Origin of the sequence: Pseudomonas sp. DD1 (genome assembly GCF_044510355.1) — a bacterium.
Classification (GTDB): Bacteria; Pseudomonadota; Gammaproteobacteria; order Pseudomonadales; family Pseudomonadaceae; genus Aquipseudomonas; species Aquipseudomonas shahriarae.
In genome coordinates this window covers 132326-158536 of sequence record NZ_MSAJ01000006.1, presented here as the reverse complement: position 1 = coordinate 158536, position 26211 = coordinate 132326, and the positions used below count along the sequence as shown (strand labels likewise).

Below are 26211 nucleotides of genomic sequence, written 5' to 3'. Positions count from 1 at the left end.
CCCCCAATTGAACCGCCCCGGCAACGCCCCGCACCATGGCCCGCACCTGAAAACCACCAATAACAACAGGTCCCACGCCATGAGCACCTTGCACCCTCGCCGGCTATTGCTGGCTACCGCTGTCGCCAGCCTTGCCCTCCCAGTCGTCGCCGAGGAACACGGCTTTCTGGAAGATGCCAGCGCCAACCTCAACCTGCGCAATTTCTTCTTCAACCGCAATTTCACCAACCCGACCAAGGCCCAGGGCGGCGCGCAGGAGTGGACGCAGAGTTTCATCCTCGACGCCAAGTCCGGTTTCACCCAGGGCACCGTGGGGTTCGGGGTGGATGTGCTGGGCATGTACGCGCAAAAGCTCGATGGCGGCGGCGGCTCCGGTGGCACCCAATTGCTGCCCCTGGATCACGATGGCAAACCGGCCGACAACTTCGGCCGCCTGGGGGTGGCGTTCAAGGCACGGATTTCCCAGACCGAATTGAAAGTCGGCGAGTGGATGCCGGTGCTGCCGATCCTGCGTGCGGACGATGGCCGCTCCCTGCCGCAAACCCTGCGCGGCGGGCAGATCACGTCCAAAGAGATCGCCGGCCTGACCCTGTATGGCGGCCAGTTCCGCGCCAACAGCCCGCGAGACGACAGCAGCATGACGGACATGTCGATGTTCGGTAAAACTGCGTTCACCTCCGATCGCTTCAACTTCCAGGGCGCCGAATATGCGTTCAACGACAAGCGCACCCAGGTCGGCGTGTGGAATGCCCAGCTCAAGGACATCTACCGCCAGCAATACCTCAACCTGACCCACAGCCAGCCCGTGGGCGACTGGACCCTGGGCGCCAACCTCGGCTTCTTCTATGGCCAGGACGACGGCAGCGCCCGTGCCGGCAACCTGGACAACCAGACCTGGTCCGGCCTGTTCTCGGCCAGGTACGGCGGCCATACCTTCTATGTCGGCCTGCAAAAACTCAATGGCAATAGCGCGTGGATGCGGGTCAATGGCACCAGCGGCGGCACCCTGGCCAACGACAGCTTCAATGCCAGCTATGACAACGCCGAAGAACGCTCCTGGCAGCTGCGCCACGACTACAACTTCGCCGCACTCGGCGTGCCGGGCCTGACCCTGATGAACCGCTACATCAGCGGCAGCAACGTGCACACCGCCACCGTCAGCGATGGCAAGGAATGGGGACGGGAAAGCGAAGTGGGCTACACCGTGCAAAGCGGCAGCCTGAAAAGCCTGACCCTGCGCTGGCGCAATTCCAGCATCCGTCGCGACTTCAGCAACAATGAGTTTGATGAGAATCGGTTGATTGTCAGTTATCCCCTTAGCCTGCTGTAGGCTGCCTCGCACTGACTAGGGGTACCAGCACTGGATATCTGCGGTGGCCCCCCCTGGAGCAGGCCGGCGACAAACCTGCGCGAGATACGCCCAACGGCAAACTTCAGGCCGTCGGCCTGCCGACCGCTGCCGCCCCCCCTTCAGTGTCAGCGCTGAAGGGGCCACTTGCCGCGAGTAGCGCCCCGGCCCACCAGCGTTTAGCCTCAATGAAGAGATGGCCGGCCGTTGTAGTTCGTCAGCCAGATGATCACCCCGGTTATTCTTGCTGTATGGTGCCCGCCTGTTGCGGCCTCTCCTTAGGCGCAATCTGTGTCAGAGCCCGGCCCATACCATGAAATCCTTCGCCATCACCGCCGCCGTGTTCGCTTTGGCACTGAGCCTCAGCGCCTGCATCGGCGCGCCCGTGGCATTGACACCCCAGACCGAACAGCGCCTGCACGCCCAGGCCCCCATCCGTTTCCTGCTGACGTTCGATGACGGCCCCAGCGCCTCGGGCTACGCCAACCCTAGCCGTTTGGTCATCGAGAGCCTGGCCAACAACCCGGTGCAACCGGGGATCAAGGCGATCTTCTTTTTGCAGACCGAGGCCTGGCGCTCTGGCGGCAGCCCGCGCGGGCGCAAGACCATGGAGCGCGAGCACGCCGCCGGCCATATCCTGGCGTTTCACACCGCCACGCGCTGGCATAGCAATCATCGGCTGTTGAACGACGAAGAGCTGACGCAGACCTTGAGCCTGGGCGCCGCGACTATCGCCTCGATCACCGGCGCTGCGCCGAACCTGATACGCCCGCCCTTCTGGAACTACGACAAACGCACCTTCGCCGCCTACCAGCGCCACGGCATGCAGATTCTGCTGACCGACCTGAGCGCCAATGACGGCAAGATCTGGGGCTTCAATGCCAGCCCACGGCGTCGGGCCAACCTGCTGCGGCAGCTGTCGCTGGTGCGCGAACGCATTGCCCTGGGCGAACTGCCGACTGTAGAAGGGGTGATCCCAGTGGTGGTGACCTTTCACGACATCAATCGCTACACCGCCCGGCATCTGCAGGAGTACCTGCAGATCCTGATGGACAGCGCCCAGGCCAATGGCCTGAAGACCGCCGCCGAACCGTTCTACACCGACCGCTCGGCACTGGAGCGCGGGGCCCTGGCGCGCACGGTGAAGGATGCCAGCCAAGCCGTGCACTTACCGGGGATGTGGGACTGGGTGTGGGACGCCGCCCCCCAATGATCCAACCCGACCACAGAGCCGTGTTTCGTTAACCGACACCCCAGACGATTTAGCGACGTGTGCAGCGGGCGCGAGCAAATTTCATTACGCCAGGACACAAAGCATCGGCCAGTATGGCGGAACCCTTTTATTCCAATCATCAACCTACAGAGAGCCCCCTATCTCGAATAGAAAGGTTCTCTGATGAACACTATCGCGCCACTGAACCACAGTCTGCCCCTCCCTTCCCTTGAGCCTTCCACACACTCGGCACCCGCCCCCGCCAAGAGGGAGCGCCGTCAAGCGCCCTCCTTGGCGCAGAACACTGGAGAAAGCCCTGCTCCGCCTGCGAGACGCGTTCGTCCATCGCAAGAACAGGAAGCGATACTGGTCGATGACGGTAATCTGATTGCCCGGCATTCAATCCGCACCCGGCAATATGACCTGGATAAACCCACCCTGCTGGACGATAAGCTGACGCTTGAAACAGGTAATACCTCAGACACTATTCATGTCAGTAACCGTACCGACGGACGACTCAATGTAGAGGTCAATGGCAAGTCATACATCTTTGACGCAAGAGACGCGAAAGATGAAGTCCCCACAAAACTCGTGATTAAAAGTAACGGTGGTGACGACAAGATAAAGGTCGATGCCGATGTCATGCTTTACGTAACGATTGAAGCGGGGGATGGCAATGATCACGTAAGGGCGGGAGGTGGTCCAAGCCGCCTGCTGGGAGGCAATGGCAACGACTTTCTCCAGTTGGGCAGCGGTGCAGGCTATGCCGAAGGCAATGAGGGTAGCGACATGATGATAGGCGGCTCCGGTAACGCCATCCTGTACGCCAATAACGGCAACGACTGGATGTATGCGGGGCCTGGGGCAGCCAGCAAAAAAAGCCACATGGACGGCGGCAGCGGCTCAGACACAATGTATGCCGGCAACGGCCACACGATTATGAATGGCGGCCGGGGTGACGATGTGATGCTGGGTCGCGATCGAACCACCTTTTACAGCGGCAAAGGTAACGACACGATCCGTTCCAACAATCGGGACGACCTTATCTACGCAAAACCCAGCGACAGGTTCCTGAACTCTACGCACGCGAAGTTGATGGCGGTCACACCCAGTGAAGCCGGTAAAAGAGGGTTTAACGTCCAAGGCACAGCAGAGTTCAAACAACGCGTCGAAGATGACCTGGAGCTTTTACGCTGCTCGCCGGCAGGCCAGAAAATGCTTGCCGAGATGGACGCCGCCGCTGACAGAAATGGAGTACCGGTAACCATTCAGGATGGCGGAAAAAGAGACAGGACAGATTACGCGTTCAACCAGCAAGAGCCGGATCAGTTGGATCCTGAGGCCCCCGTAAAAGGTTATGTTCACAACGGGGTACAGGGCGCGCCAATCACCGATGGCGTCGTGCGCTACTCCCCTTCCAGTACGTTTGACGCCCCTGTATCAGGCGGTTTTCCGATAACAAATCTCTACCATGAAATGGTGCATGCCTATAACGGCGCCACGGGTTCCTTCCTCCCCGGAACGACCGAGGAGCCGGTCGCGGGTGAACCTCCTGAAGACACACCCAATATTGAACGACAGGCTGTCGGTCTGCCGACGGGTGCCGAGCCGTTCGACTTTGACCATGATCCACTCACCCCGCCGACCGCCACCAATCCCGCCCCCTTCACGGAAAACTCTTTACGCAAAGAAATGGGACTTAATCTGCGCGATCGCTATACCTGACGCTCCTTGTTTTAAGGTAGGCCAATGATACATAACCGTGCGCGACCGCGAAGTTCTACGCGTTCATGTGTGGTCCGAAAAAAACGGTATTGAAGTTAGGCGGAATCCTGTTCAGGCGGCCAACCACTCATCTCCAAACCCCCTATCGCGAGACGATGCAATGTCCATCTCAGCCCCTGCACATTATCCAAACGTATTCTCCTCATCCGCACTCAGTCCAACACCGGCTGCTAACGCCCTGCAAAACCCCATTTCCATTGAAGTTCCCCTGCTACAAAACTCAAATGCGACTTTCACACCGAAATCAAAACTAACACCAGACCAACACTACGTAGAAAAATATCCAACCTATACAAACTCTGCTCCTTTATATAAGGACGACCTTATCAAAATAACCCATAAAACCACTTGGGAGACGGTCAGCGACAATGAACGCACAAACAGAAGCAACGTCATCAAAATCGAAACAGGTGAAAAGCCCGACGTTATAAAAGTCAATCAATCTTCGAACAATGAAGTCCAGCTGCAAGTCAACGACAGGCATTACACATTAAAAATCAACAATCACGAAAGTTACCCTGAAGAACTGCACATCAAGTCAAAAGGCGGCGATGATCACATTCGGGTTAATCCGCGCGTGACGATCCCCATTACGATCGAGGGCGGTAAAGGTCGAGACCGGATTGAAGCCCTTGGCAGTGGTGATACCCGTGTCTACGGAGGAGCGGGGAACGACAACATCACGCTGGGTAGCGGCAACGGCTACGCCGAAGGGAATGACGGTAATGACACAATGAAGGGCGGATCAGGAATAGCCGTCATGTATGGGAATAACGGCAACGACACTATGTCCTCCGGGACTGGCAGCGAAGGCACATTCAGCTATATGGATGGCGGCAACGGCAACGACACGATGGTCAGCGAAAGCCCGATGAATGTCATGCATGGCGGCCCCGGTGATGATTTGATGACAGGAAAAGCACAGACCGTGTTCTATACAGGGCGTGGTCGGGATCGTGTCAACTCATACAATGCAAACGATACTATCTATGCCAAGAAATATGACCTCGTCACCAGTATCCCCGGCACCCGATATAAAAAAGTCAACATCAGCAATGCGGGTCATAAAGCGTTCAAGATCGAGGGCTCAAGCAAATTCAAACAACAAACCCAGGATGATCTTGAATTCTTCAGAAACTCACCAACGGCACAAAAAATGCTGAGTGAACTGGACCGGGCCGCCGAGCGCAACGGTTCCCCCGTAACAATCCGAGAGACTACCGTTCGCCCCAACTATACATTCACCAACAACTTCACCAGAGAACACGACAAACAATTAAAAGAATATGACGAGCTCGCAGAGTCGCCCCAATTGGGATTCATACACGGCAACACCAAAGGCTCAGTCGCCACGGGGGCAAAGATACACAACAATCCCGGCCTCATCTTCCGCGAGCCTCCGGTCATCAGCCTCTACCATGAAATGGCCCACGCCTATAACGGCGCCAATGGCACCTTTTTACCCGGCAAAACCGCAGATGAACCGAATCCGGAGCGCCAAGCCGTCGGGGTAGAGACCAATGCCCCCGCCTTTGATTTTGACAACGACCCGTCGACCCCCCCGACGACTACCAACCCCAACCCCTTTAATGAAAACGCACTGCGTGAAGAAACGGGTACTGCGCGGCGGGATGCTTACTTTCCGCCTGACGAGGGGTGAGCGGCTCCAGGCGGGGGTAAATCGTCGTCAATCCCGCGACTCAACCCCCAACTCATCCCACACCGACTCGGCCAGGTGAAACGTCGCATTGGCCGCCGGGATCCCGCAGTAGATCGCGCTCTGCATCAGTACTTCCTTGATCTCGGCGCGGGTCACGCCATTGCTGGCGGCGGCGCGCAGGTGCAGTTTGAGCTCTTCGTTGCGGTTCATCCCGATCAGCATGGCAATGGTGATCAGGCTGCGGGTGTGCCGGGGCAAGCCCGGGCGGGTCCAGATATCACCCCAGGCATGGCGGGTGATCATTTCCTGGAATTCGCTGTTGAACTCGGTCAAGGCATTGAGGCTGCGATCGACATGGGCATCGCCCAGCACTTCACGCCGCACCTTGAGCCCATCGGCGTAACGTTGTTTCTCGTCCACAAAACCTCCTAAAACCAACCATTAATGACTGTGCCACAACAAGCGCTACTCGCCTGGACCATCAGCCCGCCAACAAGAACGCCAGTACCCGCTCGCTGAACGCAGCCCCGGCCTGTACGTTGGACAAGTGCGCCGCATAAAACTCGGCATACTCGGCGCCCGCGACACGCTCTTGAATAAAGTGCCCGCCGGCCGGCGGTGTGACGGCATCCTCAGTACCGGCAATCACCAGCGTCGGCACCTTGATAGACGCCAGTTGCTCACGCAGATCCGCATCGCGCACCGCGCCACAGTTGGCGGCATAGCCTTGGGGCGATGTGGCCGCGAGCATGTCGGTAATGCGCTTGGCCTGAGCGGGATGAGCCTGGGCAAAATCGGCAGTAAACCAACGCGCAACCGACGCATCACGCAAGCCGACCATTGCCGCCTGGCCCTCGCGCAGGACCATTTCGATCCGCGGGTTCCAGATGTCCGCAGTGCCGATCTTGGCTGCCGTGTTGCACAGCACCAGCTTGAGCAAGCGCTCACCGGCGTTGATGCCCAGCCACTGGCCAATCAACCCGCCCATGGACAAACCGCAGAAATGCGCACGCTGGATATCCAGCGCATCCAGCAACGCCAGCACGTCACGCCCCAGTTGCTCAATGCTGTAGGGGCCCTCGGTGACCAGGGATTTGCCGTGGCCACGGGTGTCCAGGCGCAGCACCCGAAAATGCTCGGTGAAGGCCGGCATCTGGGTATCCCACATATGCAGGTCGGTGCCCAGTGAATTGGACAGCACCAGTACCGGCGCGCCTTCAGGACCTTCCAGTTGGTAATTCAGTTCGCCATCGGCGAGTCGTACAAATCCCACAGCAGCCTCCTCAGGCAGAAAAAGCAAAGTGCTCAGCCACGGCGCGGCTGACCCAGGTCTGTGCCTGGCCCAGGTAATGCGCCGGGTCCAGCAGGCGATCCAATTCCACCGCCGACAGCTCGGCGGTGACTTGCGGCTCATCGGCCAATACCGCGCGCAAATGGCGCTGCTCGGCGACCGCGCGTTTGCAACACTGTTCCAGCAGGTGATGGGCGGTTTCACGGCCCAGGCGCTGGGCCAATGTGCTACTGACGGCCTCGGCCAGCACCAGGCCCTGGGTCAGGTCGAGATTGTGGCCCATGCGTTGTGCATCGACTTCCAGGCCTTCACTCACCAGTAATGCCTGATGCAAGGCACCGGACACCAGGCGGCAGATTTCGGGCAGAGTTTCCCATTCGGCATGCCACAGGCCCAGGCTGCGCTCGTGCTCCTGGGGCATGGCGCTGAACATCGTCGCCACCAAGCCCGGCACCCGCGTAGCAGCGCTGATCAACACCGCCGCGCCAACCGGGTTGCGCTTGTGCGGCATGGTCGAGGAGCCGCCCTTGCCTGGGGCTGACGGCTCGAACACTTCCGCCGCTTCGGTCTGCATCAGCAGGCTGATATCCCGCCCGAGCTTGCCCAGGCTGCCGGCGATCAGGCCCAGCACGCTGGCGAACTCCACCAGACGGTCACGCTGGGTGTGCCAGGGTTGTTCGGGCAGCGTCAGTTGCAACTCCGCTGCCAGGGCTTGCGCCACCGGCATGGCGTGTTCACCCAGTGCCGCCAAGGTGCCGGACGCGCCGCCGAACTGCAGGACCAGCAGGCGCGGCTGCAGCTCCACCAACCGTTGGCGATTGCGCGTCACCGCCCCCAGCCAACCGGCGATTTTCATCCCCAGGGTGACCGGCGTTGCGTGCTGCAACCAGGTACGCCCGGCCAATGGCACGTCGGCATAGCGCTGCGCCTGGGCCGCGAGAACCGCGCCCAGCCGGGCCAGGTCCGTGTCGATCAGTTCCAGCGCCCGTCGCAGTTGCAACACCAGGCCGGTGTCCATCACATCCTGGCTGGTGGCGCCCAGATGCACATAGCGCTCGGCGCCGGCGTCCTCGCTGGCAATCAGTTTGCCCAGGGCCTTGACCAGCGGGATCGCCGAATTGCCCGCCGTGGCAATCGCCGCGCCGAGGGCATCCACGTCGTACAACGAGGCCAGGCATGCCTGGGCAATCGGCGCGACGGCGGCCTGGGGAATCAACCCGACCCGCGCCTGCGCCCGGGCCAGTGCGGCTTCGACATCCAGCATGCCCTGCAAGCGTCCCTGGTCACAGAACACCTCGGCCATGCTGTCGGCGGTGAAGTAAGCGTCGAACAGTTGGTTGCTCGTGCGCAGTGTCATAAGTCATCCCTTACAGATCGTGGTGCAAGTACTCAGCCTGTTTCGGCAGGCGCAGGCTGAACAGGAACGCAATCGCCATCATGCCGGTCACGTACCAGTAGAAGGTGTTTTCCAGGCCAATGGATTTCAGGCCCAGGGCCACGTATTCCGCCGAACCACCGAAGATCGCGTTGGCCACCGCATAGGCCAGGCCCACACCGAGAGCGCGCACTTGTGGCGGGAACATTTCGGCTTTTACCAGGCCACTGATGGAGGTGTAGAAACTCACAATTGCCAGCGCCAGGGTAATCAATACAAAGGCCAGGAACGGGCTGGTCACGGTTTTCAGGGTCAGCAGGATCGGGACTGTGCACAAGGTCCCGAGCGTGCCAAACCAGAGCATCGAGTTACGGCGGCCGATCTTGTCCGAGAGCATGCCGAACAGCGGCTGCATGCACATATAGAGGAACAGCGCGCCGGTCATGATGTAGCTGGCGGTCTTGGCGTGCATGCCGGCGGTGTTCACCAGGTACTTCTGCATGTACGTGGTAAAGGTGTAGAAGATCAGCGAGCCGCCGGCGGTGTAGCCGAGCACGGTGATAAACGCGGCCTTGTGATCGCGGAACAACGCGGCAATGCTGCCGGCGTCCTTGTTTTCCCGCATTTCCTTGCTGGTGGTTTCTTTCAGGGAGCGGCGCAGCAACAGCGAAATCACCGCCGCCACGGCCCCGATCACAAACGGAATGCGCCAGCCCCAGGCCCGCAGCTCGTCCTCGGTGAGCAGTTGTTGCAGGATCACCACCACCGACACCGCCAGCAGTTGCCCGCCAATCAGGGTCACGTACTGGAACGAGGCGAAGAAGCCGCGCTGGCCTTTGAGCGCGACTTCACTCATGTAGGTCGCCGTGGTGCCGTACTCGCCCCCCACCGACAGGCCCTGGAACAGCCGCGCCATCAGCAGCAGGGCCGGAGCCCAGGCGCCGATGTCTTTGTAGGTCGGTAGAAAGGCGATGACCAGGGAACCGGCGCACATCATCAGCACCGAAATCATCATCGAATTCTTGCGCCCGTGCTTGTCGGCGACCCGGCCAAACAGCCAGCCACCGATGGGGCGCATCAAGAAGCCTGCGGCGAACACGCCAGCGGTGTTGAGCAGCTGCACCGTGGGGTCGTCGGAGGGGAAAAACGCCGGAGCGAAATAGATCGCGCAGAAGGCATAGACGTAGAAGTCGAACCATTCGACCAGGTTGCCGGAAGAGGCCCCGACAATCGCAAAAATCCGTTTGCTGCGTTCTTCTCCGGTGTAGTGACTGGTACTCGTTGTCATGTTGTTTTCACTCGTAGGGAACGGGTTAGAGTCTAGACACACTTTGCAACAACCTCGTTCCGCAAGCAGACCTTTGAATGGCAGCCAAGCCCGCTCCCACAGGTGATCGCATTCCACTGTGAGAGCGGGCTTGCCCGCGACAGCGCCCTGGCAGGCAACTCAATAATCGAAAAACACCGTCTCTTCATCGGTGCCCTGAAGCACCACATTCCACTGATACACCCCCGACGCATCCGCCTTGGCAACCAACGTGCCGCGCCGCTCTGCCGGCACACACGCCAGCAACGGATCATCGCCATTGGCCGCTTCGCCGTCGAAATAAATCCGCGTCAGCAAGTGCTTCACCAAACCACGGGCAAACACCAACACCACCAAATGCGGCGCCTGGGTCGTACCCTTCAGGCCCGGCACACTACCGGGCTTGATGGTGCTGAAACGGAAACGCCCTTGCGCATCCACCGGCACCCGGCCAAAGCCTGCGAAATTGGGGTCCAGGGCTTTGTCCTGGTCGTCCTCGGGGTGGTCATATTTACCGGCGGCGTTGGCCTGCCAGACTTCCAGCATGGCATCGTTGACCACCTCGCCATTGCCATCCACCACCTGCCCGGTGATGGCCACACGCTCGCCGAGGGTGCCCGCATTCGCCAGGTCTTCGCAGTTCAACCAGGTCAGGCCGATGTGGTAGTACGGCCCGACGGTGTGGGACGTGGTTGCGTTGAGGGTCATGTCATTTCTCCATCGGCGTGGCGTCGCGGCCGCGCAGGACGATGTCCCAGCGATAGCCGAGGGCATAGTGCGGCACGGTCTTTTCCAGGTCGAAACGGGCGATCAGGCGTTCCTTGGCCGAGGTGTCCGGCACGCAGTTGTAGATCGGGTCATAGGCCAGCAGCGGGTCGCCGGGGAAGTACATCTGGGTCACCAGGCGCGTCAGCACACTGGGGCCGAACAGCGAGAAGTGGATATGCGCCGGGCGCCAGGCGTTGTGGTGATTGCCCCACGGATAGGCGCCGGGCTTGATGGTCTGGAACTGGTACCAGCCATCGGCATCGGTGACGGTGCGACCGGTGCCGGTGAAGTTCGGGTCCAGGGGCGCGTCGTGCTGGTCGCGCTTGTGGTTGTAGCGACCGGCGGCGTTGGCCTGCCAGATCTCCACCAGGATGCCCGGCACAGGCAGGCCGTTTTCATCCAGGACCCGGCCGTGAATGATGATGCGCTCGCCTTGGGGCTCGCCCTCGTGCTGGGCGGTCAGGTCGTTGTCGTGCTCGGCAATGCGGTCGGCGCCGATGGTCGGGCCGGTGATTTCCGACAGCGAATGGGGCAAAAACACCAGCGGCTTGGACGGCGAACGCAGGTTCGTCGACTGGTACGCCGGGTGCAGGTAATCAGGCTGAGTACCCGCTTGCGGGCGCCGGTATCCGGGCTTGTCACTCATGGAGCATTCCTCTTTTTCTTGTAGGTCTCAAACGCGTTCGATGGCCAACGCCAAGCCTTGGCCAACGCCGACACACAGGGTCGCCAGGCCTTTGCTGCCGCCGGTTTTTTCCAGTTGATGCAGGGCCGTCAAGACCAGGCGCGCACCGCTCATGCCCAGGGGATGACCCAAGGCAATCGCGCCGCCGTTGGGATTGACCTGGGGTGCGTCGTCCGCCAGGCCCAACTCACGCAGCACCGCCAAACCCTGGCTGGCGAAGGCTTCGTTGAGTTCGATCACATCAAAGTCGCTGACCGCCAGGCCCAGGCGCTCTACCAACTTGCGCACCGCTGGCACCGGGCCGATGCCCATCACCCGGGGTTCGACCCCGGCACTGGCCATGCCCAACACCCGGGCGCGGGCGGTCAGGCCGTGCTTTTTCACCGCGTCCGCGCTGGCCAGAATCAACGCGGCGGCGCCGTCGTTGACCCCGGAAGCGTTGCCGGCGGTGACGGTCTTGTCCGGGCCGTTGACCGGCTTGAGCTTGGTCAGGGCTTCGAGGGTGGTATCGGCACGCGGGTGTTCGTCGTGCTCCACCAGGGTCTCGCCTTTTTTATGGGCGACCCGTACCGGGACGATTTCTTCAGCGAAAAACCCCGCGGCCTGGGCCACGGCTGTGCGTTGCTGGCTACGCAAGGCGAAGGCGTCCTGGTCGGCGCGCGAGACGTTGTAGTCATCTGCCACGTTATCAGCGGTCTGCGGCATGGCATCCACGCCGTACTGGGCCTTCATCAACGGGTTGATAAAGCGCCAGCCGATGGTGGTGTCTTCCAGCTTCATGTTGCGCGAGAACGCGGCGTCTGCCTTGCCCATCACGAACGGTGCACGGGACATCGACTCGACACCACCGGCAATCGCCAGCTCCATTTCGCCACTGGCAATGGCGCGGAACGCGGTGCCGATGGCGTCCATGCCCGAGGCGCACAAGCGGTTGACCGTCACCCCGGGAATGCTCGGCGGCAGGCCGGCCAGCAGCGCGGCCATGCGCGCCACGTTACGGTTGTCTTCGCCGGACTGGTTGGCGCAGCCGAGGAACACTTCGTCGACCGCGCTCCAGTCTACCGACGGGTTGCGCGCCATCAGGGCCTTGATCGGCAGGGCCGCCAGGTCATCGGCGCGCACCGTGGACAGGCCACCGCCGAAACGGCCGATGGGGGTGCGGATCGCATCACAGATAAACACGTCGCGCATCAGGCTTCTCCTGGGGTTTGGCCATGGGCCGCGGCGGTACGGGCTTCAAGATCGCGCAAGGCGTTCAGTTCGACTGGCGTGGGTTCGGCGCTGGTGCTGACCTGCTCGGCAAAGCGGATCGCCCAGCCGGTGGCGGCAATCACTTGCTCGCGGGTCACGCCGGGATGCAAGGCGGTGACCACAAATTCGTGGGTGCCCTCCTCCGGCTCCATGATGCACAGGTCGGTAATAATCCCGACCGGGCCTGCGCCTGGCAGGCCGAGGCGCTTGCGCGAGTCGCCGCCTTCGCCATGGCCGACCGAGGTGATGAAATCCAGCTTGTCGACAAACGAACGGGACGACTGTTTGAGGATGATCAACACGCTCTTGGCGGAGCCGGCAATCTCCGGCGCACCACCGGCACCCGGCAGGCGCACCTTGGGTTGGTGGTAATCACCGACCACCGTGGTGTTGATATTGCCGAAGCGGTCGACCTGGGCTGCGCCGAGAAAACCGACGTCAATGCGCCCGCCTTGCAGCCAGTAGCGAAAAATCTCACCCGTGGGCACAACACTGTCGGCGGTTTCCGCCAACTCGCCGTCGCCAATGGACAGCGGCAGCACCGAGGGCTTGGCGCCAATCGGGCCGGACTCGTAGATCAACACCACGTCCGGCGACGACGTCAGGCGGGCCAGGTTGGCGGCCTTGGACGGCAGACCGATGCCGACGAAGCACACGGCACCGTTCTTCAGGCGGCGCGCGGCGGCGACGGTCATCATTTCATTGGTCGAGTAAGTCATTACTTGGCCTCCTGCGCGGCAGCCAGTTTGGCCTGGAATTGACTGAAGTCAGCGGTGCCATGGATGTATTCATTGATCCATGCGGTAAACGTCCCACGGTCCCGAGCGATCGGATCCCAGGCTTGATAGAAGCGATTGTCACGCTCGGTGTAACCGTGGGCGTAGGAAGGGTGCGCGCCCCCTGGTACATGGCACACGGCGGTCAGGGCCCAGGTCGGCAGCACGCAGGCGTTCATGGGGGCGTTGAGGTCGTCGACGATTTCTTCGACGGTGACGATGCAACGCTTGGCCGCCAATGCCGCCTCTTTCTGCACCCCGAGAATCCCCCACAACAGCACGTTGCCCTTGCGGTCGGCCTTTTGCGCATGGATCACGGTGATGTCCGGGCGCACCGACGGCACCGCCGCCAGCACTTCGCCGGTGAAGGGGCAGGTCACGGTCTTGATCAGCGGGTTGACCTTGGGCAGGTCAGAACCGGCATACGCCCGCAGCACCGCGAACGGCAGGCCGGAGGCGCCGGCCACGTAGGCGTTGGCCAGGTCCGCATGGCTGTGTTCTTCGATCTCCAATGGTTGCGGCCATTGCTTTTCCACCGCATCCCGCAGGCGATGCAGGGAACCTACGCCCGGGTTGCCGCCCCAGGAAAAAATCAACTTGCGCGCACAGCCGGCCCCGATCAGTTGGTCGTAGATCAGGTCGGGCGTCATGCGCACCAGCGTCAGGTCTTTCTTGCCCTGACGGATGATTTCATGACCTGCCGCTGTAGGGATCAGGTGGGTAAAGCCTTCGAGCGCGACGGTATCGCCGTCATTGACGAACTGCTTTACCGCATCAGCCAGCGAAAGGATTTCAGCCATGGGGTTGGGCTCCCGGTGTAGGTCGAAAAAGGCGCTGGAGGCAGCGCCGAAGTGCTTGAAGAGTAAGCCGGGGTCAGGGGTCAAACAATCCGATAATCGACTAACTGTTCGATAATCGAACAGATTGTTGCCTGGCTAACAGTCGTCCAAACACCTCTGCTTTCCATGCGAACAGCGTCCCTGTGGGAGCGGGCTTGCTCGCGAAGGCGGTGTGTCAGTCAACACACTTTTGTCCTGAGCCACCGCCTTCGCGAGCAAGCCCGCTCCCACATTTTTCAACCGTGCCTGCATTAAGTCTCAGGTGGCGTCGGCGTGGCTGACGAATCCCTTGATCAGCACCGCAGTGGTGGCCAATGCAGCCGGAATCACCAGTGCCGTCAGCACTTGCTCGAAGTTCCAACCCAGCCCCAACAGCGTGGCTCCCATCCACGCACCGAGGATCGCGCCAAAACGGCCAATCCCCAGCATCCAGGACACCCCGGTCGCCCGGCCCTGGGTCGGGTAAAACCGCGCCGCCAACGAAGGCATGGCCGATTGCGCACCGTTGACGCACATCCCGGCGATCAACACCAGGGTGGCCAGGAGGGTGATATTGCCCAGGCTCTGGCCCACGGCGTAGGCAAAGACCCCAGCCAGCAGGTAGAAAGTGCCGATGACCTTGTGCGGATTGAACCGGTCCATGGCCCAGCCCACGCCCACGGCGCTGAGTACTCCACCAAACTGGAACAACGCGCCGATAAAAGCCGCCTGCTCCATGCTGGCGCCGCTGTCACGCATCAGGGTCGGCAACCAACTGGTCAGCAGGTACACAATCACCAGACCCATGAAGTAGGTGAGCCACAGCAACAGGGTGCCGGCGCTGTAGGTGCCAGAGAAGATCACCGCGAACACATTGCGCGCCTTGACGGTTTTCTGTTCCGGGACGCTGAAGCTGGAAGCCTGGGCGACGGTGGCCGGGTCGATGGGTGACAAGGCCTTGCGCACCTTGTCTGTGCCGCGATTGCGCACCACCAGGTAGCGTGCCGACTCCGGCAGCCATAGCACCAGTACGCCCACCAGGATCAAGGGCAGGATGCCGCCGATCAGCAGCAGGCTGTGCCAGCCGAACATCGGGATCAGCTTGGCCGAGATAAATCCGCCACCGGCCATGCCCAGGTTGAAGCCGCAGAACATGCTGGTCACCAGCAACGACTTGTGGCGCTCCGGGGTGTATTCGGACAGCAACGTCGTGGCGTTCGGCATGCCAGCGCCCAGGCCCAGGCCGGTCAGGAAGCGCAATACCAGCAACTGATCAACGTTGCTGCTATAGGCCGAGGCCAGGCTGAACGCACCGAACACCAGCACGGCGCCGACCAACACCACCTTGCGTCCGAAACGGTCGGCCAACGGGCCTGAACCCAGGGCGCCAAACACCATGCCGATCAACGCGGCACTCATTACCGGGCCGAGGCTGGCACGGTCGATCCCCCAATCCTGGGACAGTGCCGGCGCAATAAAGCCCATGGCCGCAGTATCCAGGCCGTCGAGAAAGACAATCAGGAAGCACAGGATCACCACCCGCCATTGATAGCGGGACAGCGGTTGCGCATTGATAAAGGACTGCACGTCCAGACATGTACCAACAGAAGGCGAAGGCTGATTCATTATTTTTACTTCCACACCGATGGCGGGCGGACGACGGCGAGTCGTCATTATTATTGGGGCGAAACCGAAACCGCGGCGGTAGAGGCTGTCGCGGTCAATCACGCTGCCGCGACATTAATGAGCCAGGGGAAACACCGTCAATTCGTCAAACCGGGATCTGTGCGGTCACCGAACAGCTTAAGCAAACAACTGGGCACTCAGCTCCTGGCTGGCGCAGAGCATGCTCGGCAGGAAACGTTGTTCCAGCTCACTGCGGCTGACCCGCCCGGCATGGGTGCTGACATTCAGCGCAGCCAATACCTGGCCGGACGCGTCATACACCGGCACGGCGATGGAACGCAGACCCTGCTCCAGTTCCTGGTCGACAATGCACCAGCCCTGTTGCCGCACTTGTTGCAGGCATTCAAGCAAGGCTTGCGGCGTGGTCAGGGTGCGGCTGGTCTTGGTTTGCAGGTCGGCATGATCCAGGTAGTCCTGCAGCGACGCGTCATCCAGGGCCGCCAGGAGGATTCGGCCCATGGAGGTGCAATAAGCTGGCAGCCGGCCACCGACCGAAAGATCCACCGAAATCAGGCGTTGGGTGGTGGCGGATCGGGCGATATAGAGGATGTCGTCGCCCTCCAGGGTCGCCATGTTGCAGGCTTCATGAAGCTGCTCACTCATGCGGTCCAGGTAAGGCTGGGCAGAAACCGCCAGGGGCGTGGACGACAGATAGGCATGGCCCAGGGTCAGGACCTTGGGCAGCAGGGAGTACGTGCGCCCGTCGGTGGTGGCGTAGCCGAGTTTGATCAAGGTATGCAGGCAACGCCTGACGGCAGCGCGGGGGATTTCCGTGCGATGGCTGATCTGGGCGATGGTCAGGTGCCGCTTGCGCTCCTGGAACGCCTGCACCACGGCCAGCCCACGGGCCAGGGAGGTCATGAAATCCGGGTCGCCGGTAAACGCCTGGATGCGCTTGGCCGGTGACGCAACGATCGGCGGCGCCACTGAGGCAAAGGAGTTGCGCAATTGATCGTTCATTTCAGGTCCTTTCTCTTATTTTCAAGCGCCATTACAAGCCGGCAGGCAACGGATGTACAAGGCAAGGGCGCCAACATTGGGCGATTATCGGACGGTCATTCGATAATCGCAATTTGCGCCGCTGGGCGCTGCCAGGTCCCCGCACTGAATTTGTTGCGCTCACTTAACTGACGTCGTCCGGCCTGGCAATGTTGACTTAATTAACGACCGTGCAACTGTCACACACAGAGTATTAGGCAAGTACGGCGTCAAGTTCCCGACATGAGGTGAATAGCAATACAGCTACGCCAAGTTGACGTTTTTTAACTTGTTGACGATAGTCTTATGCAAATGCGCCGCTATAATGCACCCTGTGACAAGGTCGAGTTAGCCTCAAGGGCATGCCTGCCCCCACCAAGCCTCAGCTTTTCCTTGTCCTGGCCTGGGTTGCAGATACCGGGTATTCAGTTCCACAGCCTGCCCATATTTGTGATGTAAAAAGAAAACTGTTGCTACGACAGCTGTTCTTCCCCGGTGCCGTGGCCGCGTGCAATAACTGAAGTGGTTGATCGTGTAATACGCCCATCACTTGCGTCATCGCGCATCACCGGAATCAAACTCAACTCAATTAGGTAACAAAGTGACGAAAGACGAACTGCGCGCGGAACTTGAGCGCCAGGAACAACGTTACAAGGATGTTTACGGCGGGGAAGTCACCACCTACGCCGCCCAACCTGAGCCGGAGCGCAAACCATGGCGCAAACGAGCCAGTCTGCTCGACCAGGCGTTTGCCCAGGAAATCCAAAAGATCGAAAAGGACCTCAAGGCCGAAGAGCCATAAGCCTCTCGGATTGAGCCTTCCTGGCAAGTCATTGCCCTGCCAGCACCCCCTGGCAGGGGCGCACGGGGTTTGCCCAGCAATCGTCAGTTTCGCCGCTCTGACGAAATTTCATACACCTGTTTCAGACCCTTCATCTTAATTGTCGCACCCTGCCACGGCCCCTCTATTCTTTATAAATCAATGAGTTGCCAAACCACCGAAATATCTGGTAGTCGCACCCCTCCTCCAAATTAATTCGTTGAAGAATGTTACCGGCGAGCAGCTAGTGCATAGATTACTGAGGTTTTCTGGCATAATCGCGCCCCCTTACGACCGGGTCATAAAACCTTCATGATCGATTTATTCAGCGGACTGGATGCTTGGGTTCTTGTGAGCCTGTTGCTCGCCCTCGCCTTTGTCCTCGCCTTCGAGTTCATCAATGGCTTTCATGACACCGCTAACGCGGTGGCCACAGTCATCTATACCAAAGCGATGCCGCCGCACCTGGCCGTATTCTTTTCCGGGGTGTTCAACTTCCTCGGCGTGTTGCTCGGCGGGGTGGGCGTTGCCTACGCCATCGTGCACCTGCTGCCGGTGGAGTTGCTGATCAATGTAAACACCGGCCATGGTCTGGCCATGGTGTTTTCATTATTAGCAGCGGCCATCACCTGGAATCTCGGCACCTGGTATTTCGGGATCCCGGCATCCAGCTCCCACACCCTGATCGGTTCGATCCTCGGTGTCGGCCTGGCCAATGCCTTGATCAACGATATTCCGCTGGCAGACGGGGTCAACTGGCAGAAGGCCATTGATATCGGCGCCTCGCTGGTGTTCTCGCCCATGGCCGGCTTCCTGGTCGCAGCCCTGGTGTTGATTGGCCTTAAATGGTGGCGTCCGCTGTCCAAGATGCACAAGACACCGGACCAGCGCCGCAAGCTCGACGACAAGAAACACCCGCCGTTCTGGAACCGCCTGGTACTGGTGATCTCCGCGATGGCCGTGAGTTTCGTGCATGGCTCCAACGACGGTCAGAAAGGTATTGGCCTGATCATGCTGGTGCTGATCGGTATCGTGCCCGCGCAGTTTGTACTCGATCTGGGCAGCACTACTTACCAGATCGAGCGAACCCGCGACGCCACCCTGCACCTCAACCAGTTCTACCAGCGCAACCACGAAACCCTCGGCGAATTCCTTGCCCTGGGCAAAAGTGTCAGAGACGACCTGCCAGGCAAGTTCCGTTGCAACCCGCAACAGACCGAGCCAACCATCAACGCCCTCCTCGGCACATTGAAGGGTGTCTCTGACTACCATTCCTTGACCTCCGACCAGCGCATTGAGGTCCGTCGCTACCTGTTGTGCCTGGACGACACCGCGAAGAAAGTCGGCAAGCTGCCAGGCCTTGATTCCCGCGAGAAGTCGGACCTGGAAAAACTGCGCAAAGACCTGACCGCCACCACCGAATACGCACCGTTCTGGGTAATCCTCGCCGTGGCCCTGGCCCTTGGCCTGGGCACCATGGTGGGCTGGAAGCGCGTGGTACTGACGATTGGCGAGAAGATCGGCAAGCAGGGCATGACCTATGCCCAGGGCATGTCGGCGCAAATCACCACCGCCACCATGATTGGCTTTGCCAATATCTTCGCCCTGCCGGTGTCCACCACCCACGTGCTGTCGTCGGGCGTGGCCGGGACCATGGTCGCGAACAAGAGCGGCCTGCAAGGCGGCACCGTGAAGACCATCCTGATGGCCTGGATCCTGACCCTGCCAGCCACAGTGAGCCTGTCGGCCGGCTTGTTCTGGCTGGCGTCCACGGCGTTGGGCAGTTAACCGACAACGCAATTAAAAAAGGCGTGACCTGCGAGGGTCACGCCTTTTTTTGTGCTTTTGTGGCTAGGGAGCTAAATATCGGGCAAAAAAAAGGGCGACCGAAGTCGCCCAAAATGCCTTGCGTGCTCATGTAACCCGGAAAAACCTATGGTTTTTTACGCTTGTTCGCGTCTTTCCAGATAAAAAATCCAAACCCTACAAAAAACAGCACCATGAGGCCGACAGTCAGCACCCCGGCAAAAACCACATTATCGAAAAACATGACCGGCCTCCTGCTCTTGCCCTGTTGCGATAGGGCTAAGTTAACCAAGAAGTCGGGGGCAGAAATTGACGGGGATCAATGTCGCCCGCAACGGGGCGTAAAGAAGGGAGATAACTGACCTGAATCAATAGATTCAGGGCATTTCAGCGCTTTTTCGGTTTGTTTTTCGACTTTTTCTTCGCCTTGCCCAGCGGCATGGCCTGCTCGAACGCCTGGCGCACGTCATTCAGGCGCTTGTCATTGAGATCGTGGACCCGTTTGGCGCGTTCGGCAGTCAGGTCGATCAGCTTGTCGTCACTCATGGCATGGCTTACGTGGTGGCTGGATTGACTCAATAATGCGTCCTGGCCCGCCCAGGGGTCAAACCTCGACGTCCACCCACAACCCCTGGCGGGGTGCATCCTCGATCAGCGGCGCGACCGGCACGGTGTTATCGGCATTCAGTTCGTCACCAGGAACGGCCAGGTGCTGCTCGGGATCTTCGTCGGCCTCGCGCCGGCGTTTTTGCTGTTCCTGCTGGCGTCGTTGTTCCTCGCGCAGCATCAGGGTCGATTGCTCGGCGTCGCGGTGCTTGAGGTCAATGGTGCTTTCATTGGAACTCGCCTGCGCAGGCACCACCGGCGGGATATCGGGTTTGGGGCGCACGGGGTCGAGTTGTGACGTAACCGGCACAACACTCAAGGGCAAGATCGGTGGCAGCATAATTATTGGTCTCCTGTCAGCAGGCTGTCGGCTGCTGTACCAGCAACTTGAGCCTGGGGCTGCCAACTTGTGACCCAGTCGTCAGTCGCCAGTGCCCTGCCACCCGTCGAATCGCCCTCTTTCACTCCGGCAAGCGGAGTAGTTTTTGTCAGAGTCCTTTGGCTGGGGGCCTTGTTCCGTTAGAATAGTCGGCTTTTTCACGGCGGGAGTCAGGCAGCATGGCGCAGCAGTATCAACCGGGGCAACGCTGGATTAGTGACAGCGAAGCAGAGCTGGGGTTAGGCACCGTTCTGGCACAGGACGGCCGCTTGTTGACCGTGCTCTATCCGGCCACTGGCGACACCCGCCAGTATGCGCTACGGAATGCGCCCCTCACTCGCGTGAGGTTCTCGCCGGGTGACACCATCACCCACTTCGAAGGCTGGAAGATGACCGTGCGCGAGGTCGACGATGTCGACGGCCTGCTGGTCTACCACGGCCTCAATGGGCAGAACGAGCAGGTCACCCTGCCGGAAACCCAACTGTCGAACTTCATCCAGTTCCGCCTCGCCAGCGACCGTCTGTTCGCCGGCCAGATCGACCCGCTGGCCTGGTTCTCCCTGCGCTACCACACCCTGGAACACACCAGCCGCCAGTTGCAGTCCTCGCTCTGGGGCCTGGGCGGCGTGCGTGCGCAGCCGATTGCGCACCAACTGCACATTGCCCGTGAAGTGGCTGACCGGATCGCGCCACGGGTGCTGCTGGCCGACGAAGTGGGCCTGGGCAAGACCATCGAAGCCGGCCTGGTGATCCATCGCCAACTGCTGTCCGGGCGCGCCAATCGCGTGCTGATCCTGGTCCCGGAAAACCTCCAGCACCAATGGCTGGTGGAAATGCGCCGGCGTTTCAACCTGCAGGTCGCGCTGTTCGACGAAGAACGTTTTATCGAAAGCGATGCCAGCAACCCGTTCGAAGACACCCAGCTCGCGCTGGTGGCCCTGGAATGGCTGGTGGACGACGAAAAAGCCCAGGACGCACTGTTTGCCGCCGGCTGGGACTTGATGGTGGTCGACGAAGCCCACCACCTGGTCTGGCACGAAGAAAAGGCCAGCGCTGAATACCAACTGGTCGAGCAACTGGCCGAGACCATTCCCGGCGTGCTGCTGCTGACCGCAACCCCGGAACAACTGGGCCAGGACAGCCACTTCGCCCGTCTGCGCCTGCTGGACCCGAACCGTTTCCATGACGTCAAAGCCTTCCGCGCCGAGAGCGAGAACTACCGCCCGGTCGCCGAAGCCGTCCAGGAACTGATGGACAAGGGTCGCCTCTCGCCGGCCGCGCACAAGACTATCCAGGGCTTCCTCGGCAACGAAGGCGAAGCACTGCTGGCTGCCGTCAACGATGGCGACACCGAAGCCAGTGCGCGCCTGGTGCGTGAGCTGCTGGACCGCCACGGCACCGGCCGCGTGCTGTTCCGTAACACCCGCGCCGCCGTACAAGGCTTCCCCGAACGCAAGTTGCACGCCTACCCGCTGCCGTGCCCGGACGAGTACCTGGAACTGCCGCTGGGCGAGCATGCCGAGCTGTACCCGGAAGTCAGCTTCCAGTCGCAACCGGATATAGAAGAAGAAAACCGCTGGTGGCGCTTCGACCCGCGCGTCGAGTGGCTGATCGACCAGCTGAAAATGCTCAAGCGCACCAAAGTCCTGGTGATCTGCGCCCACGCCGAAACCGCCATGGACCTGGAAGACGCCCTGCGCGTGCGTTCAGGCATCCCGGCCACGGTGTTCCACGAGGGCATGAACATCCTCGAACGGGACCGTGCCGCCGCCTACTTCGCGGATGAAGAGTTCGGCGCCCAGGTGCTGATCTGTTCGGAAATCGGCAGTGAAGGCCGCAACTTCCAGTTCGCCCACCATCTGGTGCTGTTCGACCTGCCATCGCACCCGGACTTGCTGGAGCAGCGCATCGGGCGTCTGGACCGGATCGGCCAGAAGCATGTGATCGAGCTGCACGTGCCGTACCTGGAAACCAGCCCGCAAGAGCGGCTGTTCCAGTGGTACCACGAAGCCTTGAATGCCTTCCTTAATACCTGCCCGACCGGCAACGCCTTGCAGCACCAGTTCGGCCCGCGCCTGCTGCCGCTGCTGGAAAATGCCGACGACGGCGAATGGCAAGCCCTGATCGACGAAGCCCGCACCGAGCGCGAGCGCCTCGAAGCCGAGCTGCACACCGGCCGCGACCGTTTGCTGGAGCTCAACTCCGGCGGCGCTGGCGAAGGTGATGCGCTGGTCGAGGACATCCTGGAGCAAGACGATCAGTTCACCCTGCCGATCTACATGGAAACCCTGTTCGACGCGTTCGGCATCGACAGCGAAGACCATTCGGAAAACGCGCTGATCCTCAAGCCCAGCGAAAAAATGCTCGACGCCAGCTTCCCCCTCGGCGACGACGAAGGCGTGACCATCACTTACGACCGCAACCAGGCGCTGTCTCGCGAAGACATGCAGTTCATTACCTGGGAGCACCCGATGGTCCAGGGCGGCATGGACCTGGTGCTATCCGGTTCCATGGGCAACACCGCAGTGGCGCTGATCAAGAACAAGGCGCTGAAGCCGGGCACTGTGTTGCTGGAACTGCTCTATGTCAGTGAAGTGGTGGCACCGCGTTCGCTGCAACTGGGTCGCTACCTGCCCCCGGCGGCTCTGCGCTGCCTGCTGGATGCCAATGGTAATGACTTGTCGGGCCGGGTGTCCTTCACCACCCTCAACGACCAGTTGGAAAGCGTGCCACGGGCCAGCGCCAACAAGTTCGTGCAGGCCCAGCGCGATCAGCTGACGCCACGGATCAACGCCGGCGAAGAGAAAATCGCCCCGCGCCACGCCGAACGTGTGGCCGAGGCGCAACGTCGCCTGGCGGCAGACACCGACGAAGAGCTGGCGCGCCTGACCGCCCTGCAAGCCGTCAACCCGACCGTACGCGACAGCGAACTGGTTGCCCTGCGCCAACAGCGCGAGCAAGGCCTGGCCATGCTCGACAAGGCGGCGCTGCGGTTGGAGGCGATTCGGGTGTTGGTCGCCGGTTGATCCGCGCCCTGCCCTGATGAACAAAAAGGCCCGCGCAATGCGGGCCTTTTTTATGGGTGTCCTGCCGGTTTACCCCCCAAATCAATATCGGATGACGGCCAGCGTGGTTTAACGGGGCGCCTCAGATCAAGATCACAAGCAAAGCGAGGCGGCCTTAGAGCCGACCTGATCGTCAAGGCGTACGCATATACCTGTGGGAGCTGGCTTGCCTGCGAAGGCGGTGTATCAGTCGATAAATGTATTGGCTGAGACACCGTTATCGCAGGCAAGCCAGCTCCCACAGGGGAATGCGGCTTCGCGCTCTTGCTTTGCTGTTGCTCTGCTTTTGATCTTGATCTCAGGCGCCCCGTTAAACCACGATGGCCGCAGGCAGGTATTGCGCAGTGGGCACCCCGGCATGGATGCCGGGGTAGCCGCGACACGGCCATGGATGGCCGATCGCGGCGGGCCCACGGAGCAATGCCTGGCTGCGGGCATGCCGAGCCTAGGCGAGGCACCGAGTGGTGGGGCAAAAGCGCTTTGGTTACTTTCGCGCTCTTCGAAAGTGACCCGCCGTAAGGGCGGAACCAATAGCCGCCGTTACCGCAGCAACGGATATGTACACAAACCCAATAAACACCAGATAAAAGAGTTATGTAGATACCTATGCTGCGCTGGCGTCACCTCGGTTTCAAGCAGTAGCCGCCGCCGGCACCTCAACCCTCCCCAATCCATCCTTCATCCGCTTGGCATCGCGCACAAAACACCGCGAAGCCTGGAACAGAAACAGCATGGTCAGGAACAACGCCACCGGAATCAGGTACATGGCATCATGCAGCCCCACCGCCTTGAACGCCTCGGTCATTTGCTCGGCACCCGCCGCGTACATTGCCGCATGGGCAAAGTGATCAGACAGCGCGCCCACCACCACCGGTCCCATGCCACCCCCCAGCAGATACAGGCCGGCGAAAAACAGCGCCATGGCCGTGGCCCGCAGGCGCGGCTCCACCACATCCTGGATCGCCGTGTACACGCAGGTGTAGAAGTTATAGGCAAACAACCAGCCCACACTGAACACCGCGACAAACACCCCGATCTCGATGCGCCCCGCATGCAGGGCCCAGGCAGTGCATACGGTGGAGATAATCAGACTGAAAGCGGCAAACAGTAAGCGGCCGTTGGCAATGCGCTGGTGAATCTTGTCCGCCACCAGGCCGCCCAAGGTCAGGCCGAACAGACCGGTCACGCCGACAATCACCCCGGTCGCCACGGCCGCTTCCTGCAGGGGCATGAGGAAGTAACGTTGCAGCATCGGCACCAGGAACGAGTTGCAGGCATAGGTCGCAAAGTTAAAGCACAGCCCCGCCAGCACCAGCCACAGAAAGGTCGGCACCGCGAGCACGCGACGGATCGGCCGGTCGACTTTCTCTTGGGAGACTTGCACGGTTTCGGCGGCGCCGCGCTTGGGCTCCTTGATGTAGAACATGAACACCGCAAGGATCAGCCCCGGGATGGCCGCAATAAAGAACGGCGCACGCCAGCTGTCGAACGCCTTGACCATCGCACCGATGGTGAAGAACGCCAGCAACAGGCCCAGGGGCAGGCCCAGCATGAAAATCCCCATGGCCCGGGCGCGGCGGTGAGCCGGGAACAGGTCGCCGATCAACGAGTTGGCGGCCGGCGCGTAACTGGCTTCACCAATGCCGATACCCATGCGCACCAGCAGAAAGGTCCAGAAGCTGCCAACCATGCCGTTGACCGCCGTCAGCGCGCTCCAACTCGCCAGGCCCCAGCCCATCAGCTTGCTGCGCGAGCCGGTATCGGCCAGGCGCCCCAGGGGCAAGCCGGCAATCGCATAGACGATGGTGAATGCAGTGCCGATGATGCCGAGCTGGAAGTCACTGAGGTGCCATTCCATGCGGATCGGCTCGATGATGATCGCCGGGATCGTGCGATCAAAGAAGTTGAACAGGTTGGCCAGGAACAGCAGGAACAGAATGCGCCAGGCATTCGCCGCTTGGGTCGAGTTCTGCATGGGTCCGTCTCTTTTATTGTTATAGAGGCTCGATGCCGACGCATCCTGCCCGGAACCTGCAATCTAGTCAGGCGCGGCGCGGTTGTCTGTAATGATTCGTAAAGCTGATAGGGCGTAATTTCATCCAGGACAGCCAGATTTTCCCGCTAAAAAAATAAGCACGCGCCCCCCTTCCCAAGCGCCTTGGCAGGCATAGAATAGCGAGCCTTCCGCAGCTCCCCCTTACCTCTTATTGATGACGTGCCATGTCCGATGCCAGTCCGTGTCTGAATTGCGGTGCCTGCTGTTCACACTTTCGCGTGTCTTTCTTTTGGGGCGAATGCGCCTCATCAGGCGGCACCGTGCCCGATGAACTGGTGGTACAGATCAACCCCAGCCGGGTGGCGATGATCGGCACCGACCAGAAACCGGCACGCTGTTGCAGCCTGGAGGGCGAAGTGGGCAGCGGCACCCGTTGTTCGATCTACGAGCAGCGTTCCAGCGTGTGCCGGGAATTCGAGGCCTCGTGGAGCCAGGGTGAAGTGAACGTCGATTGCGACGCCGCCCGCGCCGCATTCGGCCTGGCGCCGCTGGAGCAACCGCCTTACGAGTTCGAGCTGCCCATCAGTGCTTAGCACCAT

General features: G+C 60.7%; 23 protein-coding genes. 8 read left to right on the top strand and 15 right to left on the bottom strand.

Annotated features, from left to right (window positions below; all coding sequences use genetic code 11):
- The first annotated feature begins 79 nt into the window (after positions 1-79).
- The 4 genes from PSFL_RS05630 to PSFL_RS05615 all read left to right on the top strand — a co-directional run bounded on the left by PSFL_RS05630 (position 80) and on the right by PSFL_RS05615 (position 6006).
- Positions 80-1330, top strand: coding sequence for an OprD family porin (locus tag PSFL_RS05630; protein ID WP_170059951.1), 1251 nt, complete (start codon positions 80-82; stop codon positions 1328-1330).
- Positions 1331-1661: 331 nt separating this feature from the next.
- Positions 1662-2561, top strand: a complete 900-nt coding sequence (locus tag PSFL_RS05625; RefSeq protein ID WP_057958745.1) for a polysaccharide deacetylase family protein — start codon at positions 1662-1664, stop codon at positions 2559-2561.
- Between the two features lie 291 nt (positions 2562-2852).
- Positions 2853-4286, top strand: a complete 1434-nt coding sequence (locus PSFL_RS05620) for a M91 family zinc metallopeptidase (RefSeq protein ID WP_397469791.1) — start codon at positions 2853-2855, stop codon at positions 4284-4286.
- A 37-nt stretch (positions 4287-4323) separates the two neighbouring features.
- Positions 4324-6006: a M91 family zinc metallopeptidase gene (locus PSFL_RS05615; protein ID WP_169960705.1), complete on the top strand. Its 1683-nt coding sequence runs from the start codon at positions 4324-4326 to the stop codon at positions 6004-6006.
- Between the two features lie 27 nt (positions 6007-6033).
- Here PSFL_RS05615 and pcaC read toward each other — a convergent pair whose 3' ends face one another.
- The 11 genes from pcaC to pcaR all read right to left on the bottom strand — a co-directional run bounded on the left by pcaC (position 6034) and on the right by pcaR (position 16922).
- On the bottom strand, positions 6034-6426 hold the full coding sequence (pcaC, locus tag PSFL_RS05610; RefSeq protein WP_057958742.1) for a 4-carboxymuconolactone decarboxylase: 393 nt from the start codon (positions 6424-6426) through the stop codon (positions 6034-6036).
- 61 nt (positions 6427-6487) lie between these two features.
- A complete protein-coding gene (gene pcaD / locus PSFL_RS05605; RefSeq protein ID WP_057958741.1) occupies positions 6488-7279 on the bottom strand; it encodes a 3-oxoadipate enol-lactonase in 792 nt (263 codons plus the stop codon).
- 10 nt (positions 7280-7289) lie between these two features.
- Complete coding sequence (locus PSFL_RS05600; RefSeq protein ID WP_057439807.1) at positions 7290-8654, bottom strand: 3-carboxy-cis,cis-muconate cycloisomerase; 1365 nt, start codon at positions 8652-8654, stop codon at positions 7290-7292.
- A 10-nt stretch (positions 8655-8664) separates the two neighbouring features.
- Positions 8665-9960, bottom strand: a complete 1296-nt coding sequence (locus PSFL_RS05595) for an MFS family transporter (RefSeq protein ID WP_169960706.1) — start codon at positions 9958-9960, stop codon at positions 8665-8667.
- Positions 9961-10119: 159 nt separating this feature from the next.
- Positions 10120-10686, bottom strand: a complete 567-nt coding sequence (gene pcaG / locus PSFL_RS05590; protein ID WP_057439808.1) for a protocatechuate 3,4-dioxygenase subunit alpha — start codon at positions 10684-10686, stop codon at positions 10120-10122.
- 1 nt (position 10687) lies between these two features.
- A complete protein-coding gene (pcaH, locus tag PSFL_RS05585) occupies positions 10688-11392 on the bottom strand; it encodes a protocatechuate 3,4-dioxygenase subunit beta (protein WP_169960707.1) in 705 nt (234 codons plus the stop codon).
- Positions 11393-11419: 27 nt separating this feature from the next.
- Positions 11420-12625 carry a 3-oxoadipyl-CoA thiolase gene (gene pcaF / locus PSFL_RS05580; protein ID WP_169960733.1) on the bottom strand — a complete coding sequence of 402 codons (1206 nt, stop codon included), beginning with the start codon at positions 12623-12625 and terminating at the stop codon, positions 11420-11422.
- Positions 12622-13401, bottom strand: a complete 780-nt coding sequence (locus tag PSFL_RS05575) for a CoA-transferase subunit beta (RefSeq protein WP_057439814.1) — start codon at positions 13399-13401, stop codon at positions 12622-12624. The genes pcaF and PSFL_RS05575 overlap by 4 nt, the downstream gene beginning before the upstream one ends.
- On the bottom strand, positions 13401-14258 hold the full coding sequence (locus tag PSFL_RS05570; protein WP_057439815.1) for a CoA transferase subunit A: 858 nt from the start codon (positions 14256-14258) through the stop codon (positions 13401-13403). The genes PSFL_RS05575 and PSFL_RS05570 overlap by 1 nt, the downstream gene beginning before the upstream one ends.
- Positions 14259-14555: 297 nt before the next feature.
- Complete coding sequence (locus PSFL_RS05565; protein ID WP_057958737.1) at positions 14556-15902, bottom strand: MFS transporter; 1347 nt, start codon at positions 15900-15902, stop codon at positions 14556-14558.
- A 177-nt stretch (positions 15903-16079) separates the two neighbouring features.
- Positions 16080-16922, bottom strand: coding sequence for a pca regulon transcriptional regulator PcaR (pcaR, locus tag PSFL_RS05560; RefSeq protein WP_057439816.1), 843 nt, complete (start codon positions 16920-16922; stop codon positions 16080-16082).
- Between the two features lie 619 nt (positions 16923-17541).
- Between pcaR and PSFL_RS05555 the strand changes: the two genes are divergently transcribed.
- Both PSFL_RS05555 and PSFL_RS05550 read left to right on the top strand, forming a co-directional pair.
- Positions 17542-17742, top strand: coding sequence for a hypothetical protein (locus PSFL_RS05555; protein WP_029297082.1), 201 nt, complete (start codon positions 17542-17544; stop codon positions 17740-17742).
- A 330-nt stretch (positions 17743-18072) separates the two neighbouring features.
- Positions 18073-19548: an inorganic phosphate transporter gene (locus PSFL_RS05550; RefSeq protein ID WP_170045313.1), complete on the top strand. Its 1476-nt coding sequence runs from the start codon at positions 18073-18075 to the stop codon at positions 19546-19548.
- Positions 19549-19693: 145 nt separating this feature from the next.
- Here the strand turns inward: PSFL_RS05550 and ccoM are convergent, their stop codons facing one another.
- The 3 genes from ccoM to PSFL_RS05535 form a co-directional block, all read right to left on the bottom strand.
- The gene (gene ccoM, locus PSFL_RS05545; protein WP_029297086.1) at positions 19694-19810 is read right to left on the bottom strand and encodes a cytochrome c oxidase subunit CcoM; all 117 of its coding nucleotides are present in this window, start codon (positions 19808-19810) and stop codon (positions 19694-19696) included.
- Between the two features lie 143 nt (positions 19811-19953).
- Positions 19954-20145 (bottom strand): hypothetical protein, encoded by a 192-nt coding sequence (locus tag PSFL_RS05540; protein ID WP_128593654.1) that lies wholly within the window; start codon positions 20143-20145, stop codon positions 19954-19956.
- A gap of 25 nt (positions 20146-20170) precedes the next feature.
- Positions 20171-20512 carry a hypothetical protein gene (locus PSFL_RS05535; RefSeq protein WP_057439820.1) on the bottom strand — a complete coding sequence of 114 codons (342 nt, stop codon included), beginning with the start codon at positions 20510-20512 and terminating at the stop codon, positions 20171-20173.
- Positions 20513-20730: 218 nt separating this feature from the next.
- On the opposite strand from PSFL_RS05535, the gene rapA reads away from it, so the two are divergent.
- Positions 20731-23577 (top strand): RNA polymerase-associated protein RapA, encoded by a 2847-nt coding sequence (gene rapA, locus PSFL_RS05530; RefSeq protein ID WP_057439822.1) that lies wholly within the window; start codon positions 20731-20733, stop codon positions 23575-23577.
- A 670-nt stretch (positions 23578-24247) separates the two neighbouring features.
- Here the strand turns inward: rapA and PSFL_RS05525 are convergent.
- Positions 24248-25591 carry an MFS transporter gene (locus tag PSFL_RS05525; protein ID WP_397469790.1) on the bottom strand — a complete coding sequence of 448 codons (1344 nt, stop codon included), beginning with the start codon at positions 25589-25591 and terminating at the stop codon, positions 24248-24250.
- A gap of 245 nt (positions 25592-25836) precedes the next feature.
- Here PSFL_RS05525 and PSFL_RS05520 point away from each other — a divergent pair, with 245 nt between their 5' ends.
- Positions 25837-26205 (top strand): YkgJ family cysteine cluster protein, encoded by a 369-nt coding sequence (locus tag PSFL_RS05520; RefSeq protein ID WP_057439824.1) that lies wholly within the window; start codon positions 25837-25839, stop codon positions 26203-26205.
- Positions 26206-26211 lie beyond the last annotated feature (6 nt).